The following is a 20708-nucleotide window of genomic DNA, read 5'->3' as shown; positions in this document are numbered from 1 at the left end:
GTAGGGGCTGTTTACGACTCCGACCAGCTCTCTCTCGGTTTGCCCTCCTCCTCCCCCCCCCCCCCCCCCCCCCCCCCCCCCCCACGGGGCGGGGCGGCGGCGTGCGCGTCGATGCCGGCTTGCTGTACCAGAGCGCGTTGACGATGATCCAGCGCTCGCCAAAACGCCCCATGTGGAAGTAGTCCACGAACCACGGCGTCTCCAGCCGCACCGAGGCCGCATCCGCGGTCACATCCAGCACGCGGCAGCTGCGGTTCCATTGTTCCCTGGGCGTTTTCAATGCGCCCTGGCGGGTGAGCCCCACCAGTTCCTCCCTGCTCATGCGGCGCAGGCCCAGCCGCTCGTCCGGGGTATCACCCAGCACCATGCGCTTGGCCAGGTCCGGGTGCAGCGACCGCGCCACCCTGTCCGGGTCCGCCTCCAGCTGGCCGTCCACATAGTCCAGGCAGGTGGCCTCGATGGCCGCCAGGGTGGCGGCATCCGGCGCGGATGGCGTGTTCGCGGCAGCGGCAGCGGCAGCGGCAATCAGCAGGGCAAACGCGGGCATCGTTGTTCCAGGCGGTGGACAGGGGTGAACGCATTGAACGCCATTGCCGGGCCGCTGTGCCACTGCCCCGGGCCGCTCGCCGTCACTCCATCCCTCACCCGCACCACTGCCGTTCGCACGGGATGCCGTCGTTGTCGCCGTCCATCTGCGTATTCGGGCAGTTCTGGATGAAGTACGTGGCCTCTTCGCACGAGCGCATGTGCGAGCAGTGCGTGCGGCCATCGCAGCTGTAGCGCGCAGGCGCTGCAGTGGCAGGTGCAGGTGCTGGTGAAGGTGCAGACCAGGAGCTGCGGGAGGTTCCAACATCGGCAAGGTCAACGTGCCTGAGCTTGCTGTAGCCGTATGCGGCAACCAGGCACAGCACCGCGCCGATCATGATCTTCTTCATCGTCCCTGGCTCCCCGATCCCCCTGATCTGGCTGGAGCATAGGCAAGCACTGGACGGCCGGCAAGCGGGCGTGGGCAGGCAGCCGCCCGTCAGCGCGCGCTTCCGTCCACATAGGGCCGCGACTGCAGAATCAGCACCTCGTCGCCCACCACGGCCCACTCGATGTCCTGGTCCACGCCGCCCAGCGCCTGCTTGGTGGTCGTTCCGATCCGGGCCAGCCGCGCGATCAGCGCATCGGTCAGCACCTGCCGCGAGCCGGTGATGGGCACCTCGCGGACGCCGCCCGCGGCGTTGGCCACCAGCTGGGTGTCTTCGGCCGAGCGGCTCAGCACCTGCACCGCCCTGGACCAGGTCGAGTACATCACCTGTTCGGCCTGGCGCTTGCCTTCCACCACACGGATACCCAGGCCGCGCTTGGCCGAAATGTAGGTGATGTGGCGGCGCGCGGCATCGAAGGGATCGCGGGTGATCATCACCCCGGAGCTGTCGGACGGCGCGGCGCGCTGGACCAGTACCGCCATCGCCACGGCATCCTGCTGGAGCCCGGCGGCTGTGCGCGCTTCGTACGCCTCGAAGTTGTAGACCGACGCCCACACCGTCTGCACGGCCTTGGCCAGGTCATCGGCACGCGTCACGTTGGGAACCGTGGTGTACAAGCCAGCACCACTGAAACCGGGCAGGTCCTCGGAGTTGGACGAGCTGCGCACGAACACGCCGGCGCCCTGCAGCTGATCGCGCCACCGGGCCTCCAACGTGCGCATGAAGGCCGGATCGGGCGCAGCATTGGCGATCTCGGCCCGCAGGGTGGCCAGCGCTTCACGGCGCACGTCCGGGTCGGTGCCGAAGCCGGGACGCCGCTGCAGCGCGCGCAGCCGCTCGGCGATCTGCAGTCGCTGCATCATCGCCTGGTAGTGCGAGAACGGGATGCAGAAGCCGTCAGGTACGCGCGCGGCGGGCGGCAGCGCAGTTTTCAGTGTGCCCAGGTTGGCGGCCTTCACCCCGCAGTGGGAACTGTCGCGCGCACGCAGCGCCGCCAGCGGCTTGAGCGCCACCACCGTCAGGTCCGGGCGTGGCAGGTTGCGCACCGCCGGGCGGGCCGGCGACGCAGTGGGCGTCCGCGCCGGGCGCGCCAGTGGCGTCACCCGGTAGTTGTTGCCGGTCACCTCCAGCGTCACCCAGCGCCCGTCGTACGGGCGCAGCGCATTCTGGGCATCGGCCACGTAGGCGTTGGGGATACCCCAGCCCTTGGCCAGCAGGTTCACGTGCGACAGCAGCGTGGACGGTCGCTGCGTCACCAGGCCGGCCACCGGCGCCAACGCGATGGGCACCTCATCCAGCACCGGGATGTCGCGCGGCGACAGCGTGCGCAGCTGCTGCTCGGAACGCACGATGCGCAGCCGGCCTTCCGCGCGGCCGGTGTTCAGCGGCAGGAAGCGCTGCTCACGCAGCAGGGCCTCCTGGCTGACGTAGGGCAGCTTCATGGTGCTGGCCAGCTGCTCGTGCCGGGTGGAGTTGGTCTTGAAGCGGATGGGGTCGCGGAACGAGGTGCGCACCACCTGATCGGTCTGCTGCAGCAGGGAAGCGGTGAGCTGGTCGCCCTCCCAGAACTCGTAGGTGTAGCCCGGCAGATCCTGCTGCCAGCTGATCGTGCCGAACAAGAAGCGCCGCTGGGGATCGCGGTACTGCGCATTGAGCGTGGCCTTGTCCATGCCCGGCAGCAGCCGCTGGCGGCGCACGAACTGCTCGTGCAGCGCAAAGCGCGGCGTGTTGATGTAGTAGATGCGCGCAGCGTTGCGCCGGTCGATCACGAAGATCAGGTGCGGCATTTCCAGCGCGGTACCGATGTTGTAGACCCGCGCCAGCTGCATGAACTGTTCGCGGCTGTCGATCCGCGACAGATGGTCCGGCCCCTCGGCTGCCGGCGCGGCAGCCGCATCACCGCCCTGCCGGTACTCGTAGGGCGACGGTTTGCGCGCGGTCTGCGCCAGCGCGGGTGCGATACACCCCAGCAGCAGCGTGAGCACGGCGGCACACGCCCACAGGCGGCGTCCAGCAAGGGTCGTACGGGCTCGTTCCATGATGCCGGTGCGGGAGTGAAGTGGGTGGATCATAAGGCAGTCCCGCCCGCGCTGCCGGCGCTGGGGTCCGGGCCCGGCATGCGCCGGGCCCGGGCACCTCATTTCAGCAGCGGCGTGACGTCGACGATGCGCACGTCGTGCATCTGCTCAAGGTAGGCATCCAGGTACGCCTTGTGCGAGGCGCCGACGATCACCAGCGCGCGCATCCCCGGGGTCGGCCCCAGCAGATCGCGGACGTTGGCGGCCATGCGCAGGTTGCGCGTTTCCCACGAGGTCACGTACATGCGCCCGTAGCCCGGTGCGGACGGCTCTTCCAGCGCGGCGCCGTAATCGCTCTCGAACGCGATGTCGGCCACATCGGGCTGGTTGTAGCGCCGATACATCGCCAGCGCCTTTTCCGGCGTATCGACCTGCGCTTCCACACCGTCGAACATCTTGGCCCGGCGCTTCACCGCCGGGTTGTCCCAGGCCTTCCTGATGGCGGCTGCATAGGCCCTGGGGTTGGGCCCGAACTGGTCGGAGCTGTGGTCGTCCATCGGCCACAACCGCTCATGGCCCAGCCGCGCCGCGAGCGGGGCCGCAATCAGCGTGGTTTCATTGCGGCTGACGCGCAGCGCTTCCAGCGCGTCCACCAGTGTCTGCTTCAGGTTCTCGTCGGCCGTCCGGTCTGCCTCGGGAAGTCGCAGCCATTGAACGAGTGCCGAGTCACCCTCGCCGGCGGCCAGGAACAGGGCGGCCAGGGTGCGGCGCTGCGCAGCCGTCGGTTGTGCAGGCCATGCGGCCAGCAGCTTCTCTGCCGCAGCCGTCGCCGCCGGCACATCCAGCCCCGTCGCCTCCTTCGCCGCCGACAGATCGGGGCAGTAATCCTTCACCGACAGTGCATAGCGCGAAGGGTAGCGGCGCAGCATGTCGCATTGCTGCCCGGAAACCGTCTCGATGGCAATCGCCTGCGGCTTCCACGCCGCCAGCCGGTCGATCAGCTCGCCAAGCGAGGCAGGATCGAAGGTGGCCGGCATATGCGACAGATGCGTGGTGCCAAGCACCGCCACCTCGTTCTGCACACCCTGCTTCGGCCCCTTGTGCGCGCCCGGTACGAAGGGCGCTGCCTGCACCGCTCCGGCCAGCATCCCGCCGGCCAGCAGCGTTCCGATCAATGCGCCGCGCCCCCACGAACCCCGCTTCATTCCCTGCTGCATGCCACTCCCCCAAAAAGCGCCGTACCGGCGCAGAGCGGCGCAGATTCCAACGCCGCCAGTGCCTTGTCAACATCACTTCAAGCACTCCCCAATCCGGAATTTCCTCTCGTCGAGGGTGACCAGTGAAGGCCCGCATCAATTGCTGCTGGCCGCATGCGGCTCTATCCTGCCTCCCCCCTTCCCCATCGATCGCACACCGGATGAATTCACGGATGAAGCACTTTCCCACCACCCTTGCGCTGGTGCTGTTCTGCGCAGGCGCCACGGTCTGCGCGGCGAGCGAAAGCACCGCACCCAGGATCAATGCGCATCGCAGCGGTGCGGGCGCGCTTGGCCCGGACGGCTGGACGGATGCAACCTCCGCCCAGGGCAACTTCTCGGTACGCCTGCCCTGCCTGTTCAACGATTTCACGTTCACGCCGGCAACCGGCGACGTGGTGAAGGGCGATGTAGTGGGCTGCGAGGCCGGCGGCACCCGGTTTGGCGCCACGCGGATCCACTATCGCGACGCAGCCCTCGCCGACACGTACTTCAACACGCTGGCCACCGCCGGTGCACTGCCTGGCGCGACGATCGAGCGCGCGCCCCATCGTGGTCTCACCGCGATCACGCGACGCCTCAACAACCGCACGCAATGCGCCCTGATGCGCATCGTGCGTGCGGAGCAGGACAACGTCATTCTGACCGTCGAAAGCACCCCGGCGCAGTGCGGGAGCGTGATGAAGATGGGCCCGCAGTTCCTGGACTCATTCACGCTCGACGCGCCCGGCGCACGCGAAGCGAAGATCGCCTCGACGCTCCCTGAGTGCCCGGTGGATGCCGAACTGGGCGGTGCGAAGGCCGTGGATGCATTCAAGGCATTGCCCAACGACGTGCAGGAACGCGTGGACGAAGACACCTGCCGCCCCGCGACCGTCTCCCTGATGATCCTGAAGCACGACGGCCTGTGCCGGATCGGCAACACGCCGATGTCCGTGGCGAGCCTGATGACATTGAAAGACACCGGCGAGCCCATCTCGATGATGTTCATGGCGCCCTACAGCGAGGACACGCATGCGGCGCTGCAGGTGTCGCTCGATGGCCGCTACGCGAAACAGCCGGCGTCCGCGTACACGCACGGCATGCCGGCGCGTCAGGAGCAGACCACCGTCGTCGCCCAGCCCGGCGGCACGCTGCTCATCCTGGGCAAGCCGTCACCCATTACTACGGGCACCCGGATGTCCAGCGTGCAGCAGCTGGCCGCGGGCAATGCGGCGCTGGTCAACCGCGATATCAACCGCTGCGAGTAAGCAGCGTCCTCTGGCGATCGGGTCTGCATGTGGCCATGCACCGGACCGCGTGGGAATCGATCTACGTGAAGCCCCGCTGATGCGCGGCATGCAGCCATGCCACATCCACCGGGCCCATGAAGCCGACCACCGCATCCGCCCCGCATGTCGGGCAGAGCGCGGTCTGATCCTGATCGTCGCCATCGCACCATTCGTTGATGGTGCTCGGCGGAAATGTGGCGAAGCAGTAAAAGCACGCGGCCACATCACTGGCCAGCAGCCGCGCGCGGTGCATCGATGACTCGCAGGTTCGTGCCACTACGCCGGCCTGATCATCATGAAGAGGGCTGCCAGTGAGATCACCGCCCCCCAGGCGAGTACCGCTACCGCCACCAGCAGCGCTTTCCGGTAGACCGGCTGCACCTCCTGACGGTCGTCGGCGTTGCGGCCATAGAACCGTATCAGTCCCAACAGCTCGCCGGTAACGGCCACTGCCCCGACAAAGAGCAGTGTGATCACGCAGAACCCGAACACCGTGCCGACCAAGGTGATCGGTCCGCTGCTGGACGACAGCGCCGGTTGGCCCGCGAGAGCCTTCACGAACGCCCCCACCATCGTGGCAGGCAACCAGGCGAGGATCGCAAAGATTCCCAGTTGGCTGCCCAGATGGATCCAGAAGCGAACCGGCGCCTTCATCGCGTGTTGTCCTTCAGCCACTGGACGGCATCGTTCAGCCGGGCCTCTGATCGCCGCGTGGCACTACCATCGGCCGCGAAAACACCCACTGCTGCACCCACGATCCAGCACGGGGGCAACCCCACTCCGCCCGATACCACTGACATGGCCATCGTTGCCTTGAACGACGCCCCCTGACTGGAGAACGCATTGGCGGCGTCGGCCACCACTCCCGCCGCCTTGTTGAGCGCCGGGTTGCTGTCGCCTGCACGGGCGGTGTCGTTCTTGGCATCCTCACAGGCCTGCTTGTCCGCAGCCTCCGCCCTCGCCTTCTGCAGCTTGTCGAAGTCCTGCTTGGCCGCCTTGAACCCGTCTACCGACATGTAGCCGCCGACTGCACCCACACCGCATCGGATGATGGTCGATGCCGCCAACGGTTCCAGGCCGAGTGGATCGGTGTGCCGGATGGGGTTCCCCGCCGCATAGGCATAGGTGTTCAAGCCGCCCGCCAGACCGATCGGGTCACTCTGGACGTAGCGTGCGATCGTTGCGTCATAGTCCCGAAAGCCGTTGTACCAGAGGCCGCTCTCGGCATCATGGTACTGCCCTGGGAAGCCGATATTGAGACCACCGATGGTGTCCTGCTGCACGCTGCGACCATACGCGTAGTTGTAGGCCTTCCACACCGTTGCCTGCTGGGCGTTGCTGACGAAATCGGGCCGGCCCAGGTGATCGGTATGCACGAAGTTGAGCTGGCCACTTCGCGCCAGGCCCACCAGTTCGCCATCGAACCAGAGGTAGTTGGTCCAGATGCTGTTGGTAAGCTCGGCCATCATCTGGTTCTGATTGGCATAGAAGTAGCGGCTCGTGGTGGCGGCGTTCACCTTGGCAACCCGCTGTCCCTGTGCATTGACCAGGTAGTCGGTAACCGCCCCACCGATGCTGCTCTGGCTCATGCGGTTGAATGCGCTGTACTCATAGGTGTTGACCTGGCTTCCAGCAGTTTCGCTGATGCGGTTGCCCAGTGCGTCGTATTGATACTGGCGGCTGCCGTCCTGGTTCGTATAGCCCAAGACGCGGTTGCTCTGGGGGTCGATGCTGTACTGCGTCAGCTGGGTGCCTGCCTGATACCGGTCGTGGTTGCCGCCGGCATCGTAGGAAAGCTGGTTGTTGATGCCAAAGCGGCTCAACTGCGTGAGTCGGCTGAGCGCGTCGTAACCGATCGTCTGGGTCAGGTTCGGTGCGGCGGTATCGACGATGCCGGTTATCTCGCCATCTGCACTGTACTGGTAGTCCCAGTAGCTCAGCCGTGCACTGTTCGGCCCCCATACCGACATCGCGGTCAGTCGTCCATCGGCATCATGGTTGTACCCGCGGACCAGACCGTTGCCATAGGCCAGCGACGCGGGTGCACCGGTGGCTTTCCAGCTGGCCTGTGCGATCACGGGGCGCACGGTTCCATTGATGGTTGCGTTCATCGCGCCCAGCCGCCCGCCCGCACTGTAGGCGTAGGTGACCTTGTCGGCGTTGGGATAGGTGATCTGGTTCAGGCGACCGATTCCGTCGTACAGATACTCGGTGCTGTGATCGGTCTGTTGCCCGGCCGCCGTGATGAAATCGCGACGGATCCACAACTGCCCACTGGGGACATACGCGAAGTGTGTTGCCGTACCCGGTCCGGAGAGGCCGCACAGCCTCCCTTTGCCCCAGGCGCACCAGTCGTAGGTGATGGCCTGCTGTTTCCCATCCGATTGCAGTGACGTCATGCGGCCCAGACCGTCGTAGCCGATGGCCATCGTGCTGCCATCGTTGCGTGTGGTTCCCACCCGCTGGCCAGCGGCATCATACTGATGCGAGGTCACGCCGGTGTCCGGACTGGTCTGCTTCCACAGACTGCCGAATCCATCGTATTCGTAGGTCGTTGCAAGGCCGCGCGGGTCAACAACCCGTATCGGGCGATCACCCAGGTCGTAGGAGAGCTGAGTGATACCGCCCGTCGCATTCACCACCTTGGTCATGCGACCGAGTGCGTCGTAACTCAGCCGCGTGACCCGATTCTGGGAATCGGTGATCTGGGTGGTCCGGCCCTCGGCGTCGTAGGCATACCGTATGTTCTGGCCGTTGTTGCCACGCTCGGCGATGACGCGGCCGAGCTCGTCGTAGTCGTAGTTGGCGCTGAAGGTCACAGCGTTCAACCCGATCATGGTCAAGGTAAGTACTGACATCAGCGGACTCCCTCCTTGGCATCCAACCACACTGGCGGCGTCACCCGCATCGGTTCCTGGCAGTTCGGCCCGTTCGGCCCATTCGGGCAATGCCAGTTCGGATTCTCGACCGCGATGCTGACGTAGGGACGCGGTCCCCACACAGCGCCGCCTGTTGCCATCTGCGCTACGTAGGAATATCCGCCGATCCCCACGCCATCGTGGTAAGGGGCAACATCAACGCTGAAGGTGGCTACGCCTCCGGGAGGAACCGGTGCCGACAGGCCCTGCGATTGAGTGGGGAAGTCCTGCCCCCATGCGAGATAGGTGTTTCCGTCCCACGTCACGTTGCCTGTGTTCCGGACCTGCGCCGTCAGCGTTACCCGGTCCCCGTTGTAGATGTGGTACGAGGTCGAGTTGAAGGTGACGAATTCCGCGCTGCGGACGATGGCCGGCACCGCGAATGCGCCCGACCGGTTGATGACCAGGTGCGCCTGGCCAGTGGGCGAGATGCCATGAATGTGGATGGACTTGCCACCGTGGTTCTGCCGAAGCGTCATATCCAGCGGCAACTTGAACCCATATGCGGTGCCCTTTGCCTGGCAGGCATTGGCGACGTTGCCATCGGTCGGCCGGTTGGCCGTACCGGAGACGGCGAACGTTCCGCCTCCCGCCGAACCGCCCACATAGGCGTGCACCGTGATGGGACTGTCGATGCCCACCGAACATGCCCAGCCTTCCACCGCGTAGTTCCCGTTGCCGTCATGAGTGACGCCGCCAATGTCGCCCACCACGGTCGCCGGGGGTACCGCGAAGGCCCCCGAATTGCCCAAGGGGCGATTGTGGGCACCTCCCTGCGGCGACAACCCGTAGATGGTGATTTTTCGTCCCCCAAGCTGTTGCCGCTGGGCGAGGGAAATCGGCAACTGGAACCGGTACGCGTTGCCGCCCGCCTGGCACGCCGCAGCGACGCCGGCTTCGCTGGCCAGGTTTGCCTGCGTACCCGCAAGGAAGGTGCCTTCGGCGTAGCCATGCACCTCGATGGAACCGTTTGAACCGGTACTGCAGGCCCAGCCGCGCGCGAACCAGTTCCAGTTTGCGTCATGCGTCACCACGTCGATGACACCCGCAACCGTACTGCCCAGAGGGTAGTCGGTGTGAGCCACTTCCTTGCGGGTGATGTTCGACGCCGCATCGTAGCTGTAGCGGGTCCACGTGTAGGTGCCATCGCCCAGAGGCGCGACATCTGCCAGGCGACGACGCGCTGCGTCGTACTCGTATCGCTCCGTCACCCCGTCAGGCCGGGTGACGCTGGCGAGGTTCCCCGCGCCGTCATAGCCGAAGGTCGTCGTACCCCAGGTATTGCCGAAGCTCTCGCGCTGGCTGGTCAGTCGGCCGCGTGCGTCGTAGGTGTACTCACGGATCTGCCCGTTGGCCTCGGTGACGCGCCCAGCCTGTCCCAGACCGTTGTAGCCGCTGAGGGTGATGACGTGCCCAAGCGCATTGGTCACGCTGACCAGATCGCCGTTGGCATCGTAGACCGAGGTGACCTCATCCTGTGCCAGCGGGCCGTCGACCTTCATCGAGGCCATCACTCCACTTGCATGGTAGGTGTAGGTCGTCGTGGTGGTTCTGCTCTGCCCTGCGACACCGCGGCTGCTGAGATTGCGCTCGGTCACCGTGGCTATGTTGCCGCGCGCATCGTATGTATAGAGGGTTTCCAGGTTGCCGGCGACCGACGCCTTGGTTTGACGGTTGCGAGCGGTATCCCATTCGTACGTCGTGGTGCGTTGGGCAGGTGTCCCAACGCCTTCCACCTGCTTGAGCAGATAGCCTTGGGCGCTGTAGTCGAAGTCGGTCAGATTGTCGGCAAAATCGTGCACCAGGTTGGGGTAGCCATTGGCGTCATAGCTGCTCTCCTTGTACTGCGCAGCGCAACGCGGAGACGCGGTGCCTGTCACCGACACCTGACGCCCGTCTTCGTAGGCGTAGGTCGTCTTGCGGCCCAGTGGATTGGTTTCGGTGGCCTTGATCTTGACCGGACGCGCCTTGCTGTCGGACGTCGCCAACAGCTGCGCACCGCCGGTCGAGGCCATGCCCACGGTGCCGCCTGGCAGCGAACGCGGCTGGTAGCACATCCGGCCGTTGCGCGTGTCCTCGCACCAGCCCCGCTCCTCGTCGACAAGGATGCCGCCGGGGCGCACCGGAGAGGGAGGCGGTAGGATCTGCTCGGTACTTTCAACGACGTAGCTGATGGTGTGGCGTTCAACACCTCCGGCATGCTCGGACAGCGTGGCGCGCTTGTTCTCATCGTAGGCGAAGGTGGAATACCGCACGCCGTTGAGCGATTTCCCGGTGAACCCTCCGGGATAGCGCGCGTCTTCGTAGTGATAGGAAATGGTGGTGGCAGGGGCACCCGGCAACGTCGTGGAGGCCAGGCGCCCTCGCCCCGTACCAAAGACATTGGGCGTGTACGAATACTGGTAGGCGTTGCCTGCCGGGTCGATGACCTGGGTGACCTGTCCACCGCTCCAGGTAAATTTCACCTGTCGCCCGGAGGAGTGCGTAACGGTCTGCAGGTACTTGCTGTTGTAGGCGAACGTCCATGCAACGCCCTGCTCGTTCCGCAGCCGGGTGACGTAGCCTTCGGGATTGTAGGTCTCTACGCCGTTTTCATCGTTGTAGAGCGTGAAACTGCCATCGCCATTCTTGACGATATAGGCGACAGGCTGTGCCTTGTTCTCGTTCCAGCGCCCACTTGCCGGATCCCGTTGGAACTTGATGCGGCGGCCATCGGGACGCTGGTTCCAGACCGTGTTCTGGCCATCGGAGAACGCCAGCGAATAGTCGAAGTTGCTCAGCCAGTGATTGCCGAACAAGCCGGTCGCACTCCAGTGGTGGTTGTAACTGCGTCGCAGGAACAGTCCCATCTCACTGGCGCTGGCAAAATCCAGCTCATGTTCGACCTTGTTGCCGGTGTAGAGGACGATGGGATTGCCCGTGGTTCCCCCGCAGTCCTTCTCGCGGTCGTCCGTCTCCTGTTCCTTGGCGGTCTTGGTGGGCGCCGAGCCACCACCGCCGCCCTGGAAGCCCCCCCAGCCCCCGCGTGAGCCGGAATCGAGCAGATGCCAACGAATCAGCTCGTTCTGCACGCGTTTGGCGCGTACCTGCACCGTTTCTAAATCTTTCGGCTTTTCCGCACCGATTGCCTCGACGGCTACCGTGGCGCCGCCCACGAGGGAAACAAGCGGTAGCAACAACAACACCCTGGAACGTGACTTGCCTGTCGCACCGAGCTTCATGCTCTCTCCAATTCCTGTTGGCGGGTTTTTCAGCGGATAGGTCGCAACCTGAACGAGACGTTCATTTTTCAGGATCCTAACAGCACATTCAGGAACATGGAAGTTTCGTGAAAAACACTGCGGACGGTCTGGGTCGGGCCCTCTGCGGCAGGCCGTGCGGGACGGGCAGGCAGATAAGGGATACTGCAGGCGTCAACATCCAGGAACCGTCCGTGACCACGCCGTTGAGAATGACCACCGCGACGGTGGCGGACACCGACACCCTGTTCCGGCTGATGCAGCTGTACTACTTCGAAGCGTCAGGCTGGAGCGGCGAAGAGATTCAACCCGATGGCTTGTACGACTGCGCACGAACCGATGTGGAGGCCAGCCTGCGCGAGCAGCCGACGTGGGCACGGTTGCTGTGGTGGGAGGACACGCTGTGCGGCTTTGTGCTGGTGGACGACGTCGCGTTCCAGGGCCAACCGATACGCGAACTGGCCGACCTGTTCGTCCTGCCCACACACCGCGGAAAAGGAATCGCCGCGGCGGTTGTTGCGGCGCTGGTCACCCCGCAGAGCGGGCCGTGGCTGCTGGCCACCTGGCGCAAGGATCTGCAGGCGAAGGCGTTCTGGCAGCGGAACCTGCCGAGGATGGGCGTGGATGTCGAGATTCCTTCAGATGACACGGAATCGCACTTCGACATGTGCCTGATCAGGCGCGGGAACTGACGCCAGGATGCTCGCGGACGTGCCTCGCGAAGGCGTTGTCTATCCGCTGCAGGCCCACGTCCGCCCAACAAAAAAGCCCCCGTTTCCGGAGGCTTTTTCGACTGAATCATGGTGGGCGGTGCAGGGTTCGAACCTGCGAGCCTTGCCGTGTGAAGGACGAGATACAGCTTGGTGGCACAAAGGGTCGACCCATAGCCCCTTGTTTTACGGTTTCATTGTGTCCCGCCGGATTTGGCAGTCGCCGCGCCGTTTCTCATGCCGGCGAGAGGTGACCGGTACCGCCCCTGTGCCAGGGGCGGCATCGTCAATCGACGTAGGTTGACCGAGGGTCCTTCCTGCGCCCCTGACCGGTGGCCGTGTTGACCTCGATCTGGTCTCCCACTTGGCGCCAGCACATCAGATCCAGCATTCCGGATGAGGGATCGCCAGGCTTCTGCACGGAGACGGTGTTCCAGCCCTCGCACTCGCCGCCGGCCGATGACGCTGCATAGCTCAGCTCGTACTCGATCCCTTCACCACGGATCCGACCGGTATAGGGCCGCTGTGGCTTCGCAGAAGAGCCTCCACCGCTGACGCTCTCCGCGATGCCAGCGATGACCGCTGAGCCAAAGAACAAAACGATCGGTAGGCCCACCACCGCGATGATGATCCACATCGCCTTCCTGGTGTTTCGCTCTTTGCGCCCCAGGGCCGGTGCCCCGCAGTGCGGACAGGCCGCTGCCTGATCGCTTATTGATTTTCCACATTCACTGCAGTTTATGAGAGCCATCTCATTCCCTCTCTTCCTGGATGGACCAGAGTTCTGCGTACCCGCATACCTCGCGCTGGTGACCGGGCAGCAATTGTCAAAAGATGATCACCCCCTAGCCTCTCGGCCCACCTCATCCTCTGGAACTCGCAAGCGCCAGTACCGGTCAGGCTTTACCCACACCACAAAATCCGCATTGCGCCTCCGGAAGCCAGTGAGCAACGAAGTGGATAGAACAACGTTGCCGTCGGCGTTTCCCCTAAGGAATTCTTCGCAATTTGCTTTGACCAAGTGATCGACTACGTCGTCCTGGTAGAGGCAGCCCTCTGCTTCGAGGGCGGATTGCATCCACTCTATGACCTCATCGATCCTCACTCCTCTTCCCCGGGGACTGCATCAAGCATCTCTTCGACAAAGGAGCCGACTTCAAGCTTCTTTCCGGCGAACCACTTACACCGGTAGCTTGTACCTGCCAGCCCGCTGTGCACTTCGTTCACAGCCATGTCGGGTCCGCCAACATTGAGCTTTACTTTGTCGCCCACTTTGTATTTTGCCTTAGCTTCCAAAGGATGCTCCTTTTCCAGAGTTGGATTTAGTCCGAGCGGCGAAGACGCCCACTTACGGTCATCGTCAGGTCCTGAAATAGTACTAAATCGGCCTATGTAGTACACATATGCCATAAACCGATCTGCTACCCCATTTGGAGCGCCACTGGTGACTTGGGCATCGGCACGGTGGTGGGTGGCGTGGACCAGATGCTGTCAGTACAGCCTAAAGAACTGGAGGCCAAAGGACAGCGCAGAGAACGCCCCGAGCTACAGCTTGAGCGGTACGGTCAGCTGCCAGGCCCAGGGCAACCCGATCCCATATGCATTCGGCGGCCATGACACAAAGGGCATGTTCGTCGGCTCTGCCGTGATCAGCGGCGGCATTCTCGCAGAGGACCAGCAATAAGGATGGGTTGCTGCAGGACCGCGGACCCCTCATTCTTGGCCATCACCAAGGAAGGCCCCCGTGGCAGACCCGATCTATTGCCTTTGGCTACTCGACGCTCCCTGCCTCAGGCCTGAGATCTGGGCTGCGTGGGCGCAGGCCCTCCTTTCTGCGATGGCAATTTACGCGGCGGCAAGACTTGCCTCCCGCCAGGAACGGCTTGCGTTTCGCCGAAGGGCCGATGCCTACCTGGCGGTGATGACTCATGTCGAGCAGTCCATTTTCATGGCTTCTGAAGCGCCTCATTCAGAAGAAAACACCGCGCTGGTCGGATCGGCGATCAATCAGCTCCGCTCCGTTCCGATGGATGCTGTGCCGGACCTGCGCTTGATGATGGCCCTAAATCGATGCCTGCTTACGCTCACCAGGCTACACGGCGAGTTGACTGCTGCACCGAGCTCGTCGCCGGTAATGAACGGCGCCCGGATCTTGGGGCGAAAGCGAATGATTGCCAGCGCTGCTGCTGAAATTTCAATGGAAACGCTTGAGGCGGCCAAGCTGCTTGATGAGCTTGCGGAAAGCGGACTATGGGACCGACTTTCCCGATGGTTGCGGTGCGCTCATCCTTTCCGAAGAAACAAGCCCGATCTGTAGCATCCGCTCGATGATCCGCAGCGGTAGCATCTCTCGCGGCCACCGCGACCTATGTTGCCGCCGTCGCGGCATCGCCCAGGCTGTCGGGCATGGCGCATGACGGTATCGACGCGGTGCCGGAGACGGGCCCTGGCTGCTGCAGAAGGCGAGCGCGTGACCACGGAAGCGACCAGTGCGAAGCTCGATGCGGCCCTGGTGCAAGTCAACCGCGAGTCCAATGCCGGCTCACCCGGCGGCATGGTCACCCTGGAGATCCACGTCCACGGCGACGTCGATAGCCGCGTCCGCGAGGCTATCAAGCAAGCGGCTCGCGATGGCGCCCAGATGGGCTATGAGAGGATGAAGAGCGATATGGCGCGCGGGACGGGCGTATCCAAGACCATGCGCGCGACGCACAACGTCGGCCGTAGGGTCCAGTGACTACACCGGTCCGGTGATACATTTCGTGCGCTTGCCAGCTTACGCTGAGCTCAACAACTTCGCCCAAATCAGGAAGCGCGAGAGAATAGAGGCCCGCATGGGAATCGTATTTGACCAGAAATCCGGCATCGTGCACCCAGCAGGTAACGTCCTCACTGTGGGTTTAATTGCAAAGCAAGACGCCTTGATCGAGTTGGCCAAGCAGGTACGCCAACGCGAACTTGATTTGATAAAGGAGGGGGATAGGTGGATGGGAACGCCATGCCCTTACCCATTCGTGTATGGAGCCTTCAGCTGGTTTGCCACCAGCTTGACCGCATACCTGCAGTTGGTTCCGGTTGCGGACAAGTTGAGACAAAATCCCGCTGGCCTTGCCACGATTGTCGCTGACAGGGATAGGATCAAGTCGGCAGGCACTGCCCTTCTGGATGATGTATGCCCGGCGGTGAAGTACTGGCGCGACAAGGCCGGCGCGCACGCCGCTATGGCAGATCCGCGAAAGGACAACAGCCTGGCCCTGCTGTTCTCATCGATTTCCTATTCGGTAAGCGCCCGAGAGGGACGCTTCTACGTGGGCATCGGAACCCATGCAGTGTTTCCCGCCGGAAGCAGCGAACCCGAATCAACGCACACGTGGGAGAAGTGGTCCATCACCGAGACCTTTGATCGCCTATCACCCAGATTCTGGCCTGACTACCGGCTTGATGATCTGGTGACCCCGAGCTGCAGCGGCTCGAACACCCGGAACGAAGGTCCAGATCGTGGTGAGTATCCGCCGTCCTAGAGGCTCACGGACGGCTCCTGCATCAGATCGGCAGTATTAGGCTGCAGTTACCCTGCAGTTACGAAAAAGCCGGCGCAAGGCCGGCTTTGACGTTAACCCTTAAAAATCTGGGTTCTATATGGTGGGCGGTGCAGGGTTCGAACCTGCGACCCTTGCCGTGTGAAGGCAATGCTCTACCGCTGAGCTAACCGCCCGATGCTGCTGAGCCGCTCATTATAGGGCGGCAAATTTTCGCGTCAACGGTTTTTCTGAAATTTCTTCACATCGTGTGCGTGGGCTTGTCCGAGGTCAGGAGGCCGGCCAGCAGCGTCTCGATCTTGTGCCGTACCGCCTCGCCTTCGGCGCCCTCGGCGAGCTGCACGCCGATGCCGGCCGCGCGGTTGCCCTGCGCGCCGGCCGGGGTCACCCAGATGACCTTGCCGGCTACCGGCAGGCGTTCGCTGGAGTCCGGCAGGGTCAGCAGCAGGAACACCTCGTCGCCGAGGAAATAGCGCTTGGGCGTGGGCACGAAGACGCCGCCGTTCTTCACGAACGGCATGTACGCGCTGTACAGCGCAGGCTTGTCCTTCACGGCCAGGGACAGGATGCCCTGGCGGGCATTGGTGGCGCTCATGCTCTAGTACCCCTTGGATGCCGCTCGTTGACCTTGTTCCAGGCCAACAACAATTCCACCACCGCCAGATCGGCGCGCACCGTAGTGCGCAGCAGGTCGCGGGTTCGGTTGGCGGCGTCGAACCACGACGCCAGCTTGTGCAATCGGTCCGGATCGGTCAAGCCGCCACCGGCGGCCTGGGCCAGCGCCAGGTCGGCGGCGTGGCGCAGGCGCAGGGCGCCGTGTTCGTCACCGGTCCAGCGCTGGGCCAGTTCCACCGCGCCGGCACGGCCGGCCACCAGCGATTCCAGGTCCGTGGCGACCTGGCGGCGCAGCGCCAGGCCGTCATCGCGCAGCCATGCGTCGGCCAGGCCGGGGTGGCCGCGCGCGGCATCCAGCGCTTCGCGCGCACTGGCGTCGCTGTGGCCCTGCATCTGCAGCCAGGCCAGCGCTTCCTCGCGCGGCGGCAGTTTGAACTCCAGCCGCTGGCAGCGGCTGCGCACGGTCGCCGGCAGGCGTGCCGGGTCACTGCTGATCAGCCAGAGGTAGCGGCCGGGCTGCGGCTCTTCGAGCGTTTTGAGCAGCGCGTTGCAGGCGGCACGGTTGATCGCGTCGGCCGGGTCGACGATCACCACCTGGGCGATGCCGTACTGCGGGGTCAGCGCCAGCTTCTGCGAGATCTCGCGCACCTGCTCGATCACGATCTCGGTGCGCAGCTTGTCGCCGGACTTGTTGGGAATGAACGAGATCAGCTGCAGGTCCGGGTGGGTACCGGCGGCAATCAGCTGCGCGCTGCGCTTGGCCGCGGCCGGTTCGCCACGCCCGAGCACGTGCTCGGCCAGGCGCAGGGCGACCGCGCGCTTGCCCAGTCCGGCCGGGCCGCAGATCAGCAGGCCGTGGCCAAGGCGGCCGGCATCCAGCGCAGCCACGGTCTGGTCGTAGGCGCGCTGCTGCCAGGGCGAGAAGGTGTCAGTCATGGGCAGGCTCCTGTGCCAGCCACGCGTCCACCGCGGCCACCACCGACCGCGCCACGCCGGTCTGGTCCTGGCCGGCGTCGATCAGGCGGAAACGCGTGGGGTCATCGCTGGCGCGCTGGCGGAATACCGCGCGCACCCGCTGGAAGAAATCGTCCTGCTCGCTCTCGATGCGGTCCGGCCAGAGGTCGCGGCCATTGGCGCGGGCACGGCCCACGGCCACGTCCACATCGAGCAGCAGGGTCAGGCCCGGCAACAGGCCGACGGCGCGGCGCTCGAGGTCTGCGATCCAGCCTGCATCCAGGCCGCGTCCGCCACCCTGGTAGGCGTAGCTGGAATCGGTGAAGCGGTCGCTGATGACGTAACCGCCGCGTTGCAGGGCTGGCTGGATCACCTCGCGCACGTGCTGGGCGCGCGCGGCGAACACCAGCAGCAGCTCGGCTTCGGCCGACAGCGGCTCGGCGGCGATCTCCGCGTCGGGGGTGAGCACCAGCGCGCGGATGCGCTCGGCCAGCGGCGTGCCACCGGGCTCGCGGGTGAGCAGCACCTCGTGGCCACGCGCGTGCAGGGCATCGCGGAGGGCGTTGATGGCGGTGGTCTTGCCCGCGCCCTCGCCGCCTTCCAGGCTGATCAGGCGCGGGTGGCGCAGCAGCGAAGCGGTCATTGCGGGGCCGCCTGGCTGCGCTGCTGGCGCAGCTGCTGCAGGTAGCGTGCGACCGCCGCGTTGTGGTCGGTGTAGTTGGCCGAGAACACATGCGCGCCGCTGCCGTCGCCAACTGCCACGAAGTACAGCGCGTCGCCGGCCGCCGGCTGCGCGGCCGCATGCAGGGCGTCGCGGCCGGGCATGGCGATCGGGGTCGGGGTGAGGCCGGCGCGGGTATAGGTGTTGTACGGGGTGTCGGTGGTGAGGTCGCGCTTGCGGATGTTGCCGTCGTAGCTGCTGCCGATGCCGTAGATCACGGTCGGATCGGTCTGCAGGCGCATGCCGATTTTCAGGCGGCGCATGAACACACCGGCAATCTGCGGGCGCTCGCTGGGCAGCGCGGTTTCCTTCTCGATGATCGAGGCCAGGATCAGCAGTTCATACGGCGAATTCAGCGGCAGGTCGTCGGCGCGGCTGTCCCACGCGGCGGTCAGTTCCTTCTCCATCGCGGCATGGGCGCGCTTGAGCACGTCCACATCGCTGTCGCCGCGCTGGTAGACATAGGTCTCCGGCAGGAAGCGGCCTTCGGGGTGTTCGCCAGGGAAGCCCAGCGCCTTCATCAGCGCGGCGTCGTCCATGTCGTCGGTGGTGTGGCGCAGCGGATCGGCGCGCTTGAGCGCGGCACGCACCTGGCGGATGTTCCAGCCTTCGACGATGGTCAGCCGATGCTGCAGCACGCGCCCCTGGCGCATGCGCGTCAGCAGCTCGCGCGGGGTCAGGCTGGCGTCCAGCGCGTACTCGCCCACCTTCAGCTTGCCGGCGGCATCGAGCTGGCGCGCCAGCAGCGTCCACTGGGTGTCGTTGCCTTCGTCCACGCCGGCGGCGCGCAGCTTGCCCAGCACCGTATTCAGGCCATCGCCGGAGGCGATCACCACGCTGGGCTGGTCCGGCGTGAGCGGCGCGTCGGCGAAGCGGCTCTGGTCGTGCCAGAACCAGGCACCCACCGCCACCAGCAGCAGGCCGCCCAGCAGCAGCACCGCCAGCACGGCCAGACATCCCCGTTTCGCACCCGCCATGTTCACCTCGTGTCGTTATTCAGTGCGCGGCACCGGCCAGCGGCCGGCACCCCGTCGGACAGCATACCGTGGGTCAGTCCTGGCGCCCCAGCGCACGCAGCAGCCCGCGCGCCTTGGCACGGGTTTCGTCCAGTTCCTTGACCGGGTCCGAATCGACCACGATGCCGGCGCCGGTGCGGAACACCGCTGTGTCGGCGGCCACTTCGGCGGTGCGGATCAGGATGTTCAGGTCCAGGTCGCCGTCGCGGTTGAGCCAGCCGAACGCGCCGGTATAGGCGCCGCGCGCGGTCTGCTCCAGTTCGGCGATGATCTGCATGCAGCGCACCTTGGGACAGCCGGTGATGGTGCCACCGGGGAAGGTGGCGGCGATCACCGCGCCGGGGCTGACACCCTCGCGCAGGCGGCCACGCACGTTGCTGACGATGTGATGCACGTGGGCGTAGCTCTCCACCGTCATCAGCTCGTCGACCTCGACGCTGCCGGGCGTGCAGATGCGCCCCAGGTCGTTGCGCTCCAGGTCGATCAGCATGACGTGCTCGGCACGCTCCTTGGGATGGCCCACCAGCTCCTGGATGCGCGCGGCATCGTCGTCGCCGGCGAAGCGCGGGCGGGTGCCGGCGATCGGCCGGGTCTGCACGTCATCGCCATGCACCGACACCAGGCGCTCGGGCGAGGAGCTGACCACCGCCCTGCCCTGCGCCATGAACAGGCCGGCGAACGGCGCCGGGTTGGCCACCCGCAGCTGGGCATACAGGGCCTGGGGCGACAGCGGCTGGGCGAACTGCGCTGCCCAGCGCCGCGACAGGTTGACCTGGAACACATCGCCGGCGCGCAGGTAGTCGATGACCTTGCCGACACCGTCGGTGAAGCGCTCTGGGGCGTCCTCCGCCACGTCGGCCGGCGGCTGCCAGGCCGGCAGCGGCGCCAGCGTGGTCGACGCCTGTACATCGGCCAGCAGGGTCGACAGCAGCGCGGCGTGGTCGGTTTCGCACACGGCGTGGTACTGCCCCAGCACGCGGTCGTGCAGCACGGCGGCCGGGCAGCGCAGGGCCAGTGCCGAAGGCAGGCCGTCGGCGCGCGCGGGCACCCGCAGCACGGTTTCGATCTGCCCGGCCAGTTCGTAGTCCAGCATCAGCGCCCAGCCGCCGCGGAACGGCAGCATGGTCTCCTCGCGGGGCAGGCGCAGGGCCGCCCAGTGCGCGTCCAGGACCTCGAGGAAGCTGCCGGTGTGGGCGGTGCCGTCAGCGTCGCGGACCACGCCGTCGGCGTGCAGCGCCAGCGCCTGTCCGTTGGCCATCAGCAGCAGGTCCCAGCGCCCCTGGGCGGTGCCCGAGGCGGTGGACTCCATCAGCAGCGGATAGCGCGAGGGATCCACGCGCTGCAGCGCGAGCAGATCGGTGGTGGCGGGCAACGGCTGGATCTGGAGCATGGCAGGGAACCGGAAAGGAGCGCGGGGGCCAGATACACCAAGGCCGCCATGATGGCGGCCCGGGTGCGGGGTACGACGGTGCGTGGA

20 protein-coding genes, 1 tRNA gene and 2 pseudogenes are annotated in these 20708 nt (G+C 65.4%); 5 read left to right on the top strand and 18 right to left on the bottom strand.

Annotated elements, in window-relative coordinates:
- Positions 1-115: 115 nt before the first annotated feature.
- From ACO6VK_RS12815 to ACO6VK_RS12800, 4 genes and pseudogenes are all read right to left on the bottom strand, one after another.
- Positions 116-547 (bottom strand): annotated as a pseudogene (locus tag ACO6VK_RS12815) (nuclear transport factor 2 family protein); the annotation flags it as partial.
- Positions 548-641: 94 nt separating this feature from the next.
- The gene (locus tag ACO6VK_RS12810) at positions 642-935 is read right to left on the bottom strand and encodes an excalibur calcium-binding domain-containing protein (protein WP_422507663.1); all 294 of its coding nucleotides are present in this window, start codon (positions 933-935) and stop codon (positions 642-644) included.
- Positions 936-1024: 89 nt separating this feature from the next.
- Positions 1025-3013 (bottom strand): PEP/pyruvate-binding domain-containing protein, encoded by a 1989-nt coding sequence (locus ACO6VK_RS12805; protein WP_422507661.1) that lies wholly within the window; start codon positions 3011-3013, stop codon positions 1025-1027.
- 98 nt (positions 3014-3111) lie between these two features.
- A complete protein-coding gene (locus ACO6VK_RS12800) occupies positions 3112-4197 on the bottom strand; it encodes a DUF5694 domain-containing protein (protein WP_422507659.1) in 1086 nt (361 codons plus the stop codon).
- Between the two features lie 134 nt (positions 4198-4331).
- Here ACO6VK_RS12800 and ACO6VK_RS12795 point away from each other — a divergent pair, with 134 nt between their 5' ends.
- A complete protein-coding gene (locus ACO6VK_RS12795; RefSeq protein ID WP_422507657.1) occupies positions 4332-5498 on the top strand; it encodes a hypothetical protein in 1167 nt (388 codons plus the stop codon).
- 61 nt (positions 5499-5559) lie between these two features.
- Here ACO6VK_RS12795 and ACO6VK_RS12790 read toward each other — a convergent pair whose 3' ends face one another.
- From ACO6VK_RS12790 to ACO6VK_RS12775, 4 genes are read right to left on the bottom strand one after another with little or no spacing between them, the layout of a single operon-like run.
- Positions 5560-5772: a hypothetical protein gene (locus tag ACO6VK_RS12790; RefSeq protein WP_422507655.1), complete on the bottom strand. Its 213-nt coding sequence runs from the start codon at positions 5770-5772 to the stop codon at positions 5560-5562.
- Positions 5773-5795: 23 nt separating this feature from the next.
- Entirely contained in the window at positions 5796-6173 is a 378-nt protein-coding gene (locus tag ACO6VK_RS12785; protein ID WP_422507653.1) for a hypothetical protein, read from the bottom strand.
- On the bottom strand, positions 6170-8377 hold the full coding sequence (locus ACO6VK_RS12780; RefSeq protein ID WP_422507651.1) for an RHS repeat-associated core domain-containing protein: 2208 nt from the start codon (positions 8375-8377) through the stop codon (positions 6170-6172). The genes ACO6VK_RS12785 and ACO6VK_RS12780 overlap by 4 nt, the downstream gene beginning before the upstream one ends.
- Entirely contained in the window at positions 8377-11658 is a 3282-nt protein-coding gene (locus ACO6VK_RS12775; protein WP_422507649.1) for a DUF6531 domain-containing protein, read from the bottom strand. Before ACO6VK_RS12775 ends, ACO6VK_RS12780 begins: the two co-directional genes overlap by 1 nt.
- Before the next feature lie 212 nt (positions 11659-11870).
- Here ACO6VK_RS12775 and ACO6VK_RS12770 point away from each other — a divergent pair, with 212 nt between their 5' ends.
- A complete protein-coding gene (locus ACO6VK_RS12770) occupies positions 11871-12368 on the top strand; it encodes a GNAT family N-acetyltransferase (RefSeq protein WP_422507647.1) in 498 nt (165 codons plus the stop codon).
- A 304-nt stretch (positions 12369-12672) separates the two neighbouring features.
- Here ACO6VK_RS12770 and ACO6VK_RS12765 read toward each other — a convergent pair whose 3' ends face one another.
- From ACO6VK_RS12765 to ACO6VK_RS12750, 4 genes and pseudogenes are all read right to left on the bottom strand, one after another.
- Positions 12673-13023 (bottom strand): hypothetical protein, encoded by a 351-nt coding sequence (locus tag ACO6VK_RS12765; protein ID WP_422507669.1) that lies wholly within the window; start codon positions 13021-13023, stop codon positions 12673-12675.
- A 45-nt stretch (positions 13024-13068) separates the two neighbouring features.
- Positions 13069-13137 (bottom strand): annotated as a pseudogene (locus tag ACO6VK_RS12760) (zinc ribbon domain-containing protein); the annotation flags it as partial.
- A gap of 87 nt (positions 13138-13224) precedes the next feature.
- On the bottom strand, positions 13225-13491 hold the full coding sequence (locus tag ACO6VK_RS12755) for a DUF6953 family protein (protein ID WP_422507645.1): 267 nt from the start codon (positions 13489-13491) through the stop codon (positions 13225-13227).
- On the bottom strand, positions 13488-13796 hold the full coding sequence (locus tag ACO6VK_RS12750) for a YodC family protein (RefSeq protein WP_422507643.1): 309 nt from the start codon (positions 13794-13796) through the stop codon (positions 13488-13490). The genes ACO6VK_RS12755 and ACO6VK_RS12750 overlap by 4 nt, the downstream gene beginning before the upstream one ends.
- A 334-nt stretch (positions 13797-14130) precedes the next feature.
- Between ACO6VK_RS12750 and ACO6VK_RS12745 the strand changes: the two genes are divergently transcribed.
- The 3 genes from ACO6VK_RS12745 to ACO6VK_RS12735 all read left to right on the top strand — a co-directional run bounded on the left by ACO6VK_RS12745 (position 14131) and on the right by ACO6VK_RS12735 (position 15907).
- Positions 14131-14703 (top strand): hypothetical protein, encoded by a 573-nt coding sequence (locus tag ACO6VK_RS12745; protein WP_422507641.1) that lies wholly within the window; start codon positions 14131-14133, stop codon positions 14701-14703.
- Between the two features lie 153 nt (positions 14704-14856).
- Positions 14857-15123: a hypothetical protein gene (locus tag ACO6VK_RS12740; protein WP_422507640.1), complete on the top strand. Its 267-nt coding sequence runs from the start codon at positions 14857-14859 to the stop codon at positions 15121-15123.
- 97 nt (positions 15124-15220) lie between these two features.
- The gene (locus ACO6VK_RS12735; RefSeq protein ID WP_422507639.1) at positions 15221-15907 is read left to right on the top strand and encodes a hypothetical protein; all 687 of its coding nucleotides are present in this window, start codon (positions 15221-15223) and stop codon (positions 15905-15907) included.
- 119 nt (positions 15908-16026) lie between these two features.
- On the opposite strand, the gene ACO6VK_RS12730 is transcribed toward ACO6VK_RS12735, so the two are convergent.
- The 6 genes from ACO6VK_RS12730 to ACO6VK_RS12705 form a co-directional block, all read right to left on the bottom strand.
- A tRNA-Val gene (locus ACO6VK_RS12730) sits at positions 16027-16101 on the bottom strand.
- A 65-nt stretch (positions 16102-16166) separates the two neighbouring features.
- A complete protein-coding gene (locus tag ACO6VK_RS12725) occupies positions 16167-16520 on the bottom strand; it encodes a PilZ domain-containing protein (protein ID WP_422507637.1) in 354 nt (117 codons plus the stop codon).
- On the bottom strand, positions 16517-17476 hold the full coding sequence (locus tag ACO6VK_RS12720) for a DNA polymerase III subunit delta' (RefSeq protein ID WP_422507635.1): 960 nt from the start codon (positions 17474-17476) through the stop codon (positions 16517-16519). Before ACO6VK_RS12720 ends, ACO6VK_RS12725 begins: the two co-directional genes overlap by 4 nt.
- Positions 17469-18137: a dTMP kinase gene (gene tmk / locus ACO6VK_RS12715; protein WP_422507633.1), complete on the bottom strand. Its 669-nt coding sequence runs from the start codon at positions 18135-18137 to the stop codon at positions 17469-17471. Before tmk ends, ACO6VK_RS12720 begins: the two co-directional genes overlap by 8 nt.
- The gene (gene mltG / locus ACO6VK_RS12710; protein ID WP_422507631.1) at positions 18134-19192 is read right to left on the bottom strand and encodes an endolytic transglycosylase MltG; all 1059 of its coding nucleotides are present in this window, start codon (positions 19190-19192) and stop codon (positions 18134-18136) included. The genes tmk and mltG overlap by 4 nt, the downstream gene beginning before the upstream one ends.
- Before the next feature lie 73 nt (positions 19193-19265).
- Entirely contained in the window at positions 19266-20621 is a 1356-nt protein-coding gene (locus tag ACO6VK_RS12705; RefSeq protein WP_422507629.1) for an aminodeoxychorismate synthase component I, read from the bottom strand.
- Positions 20622-20708 lie beyond the last annotated feature (87 nt).

Origin of the sequence: Stenotrophomonas sp. GZD-301 (genome assembly GCF_049310345.1) — a bacterium.
Taxonomy (GTDB): Bacteria; Pseudomonadota; Gammaproteobacteria; order Xanthomonadales; family Xanthomonadaceae; genus Stenotrophomonas.
This window is presented reverse-complemented; position numbering and strand designations above follow the sequence as displayed.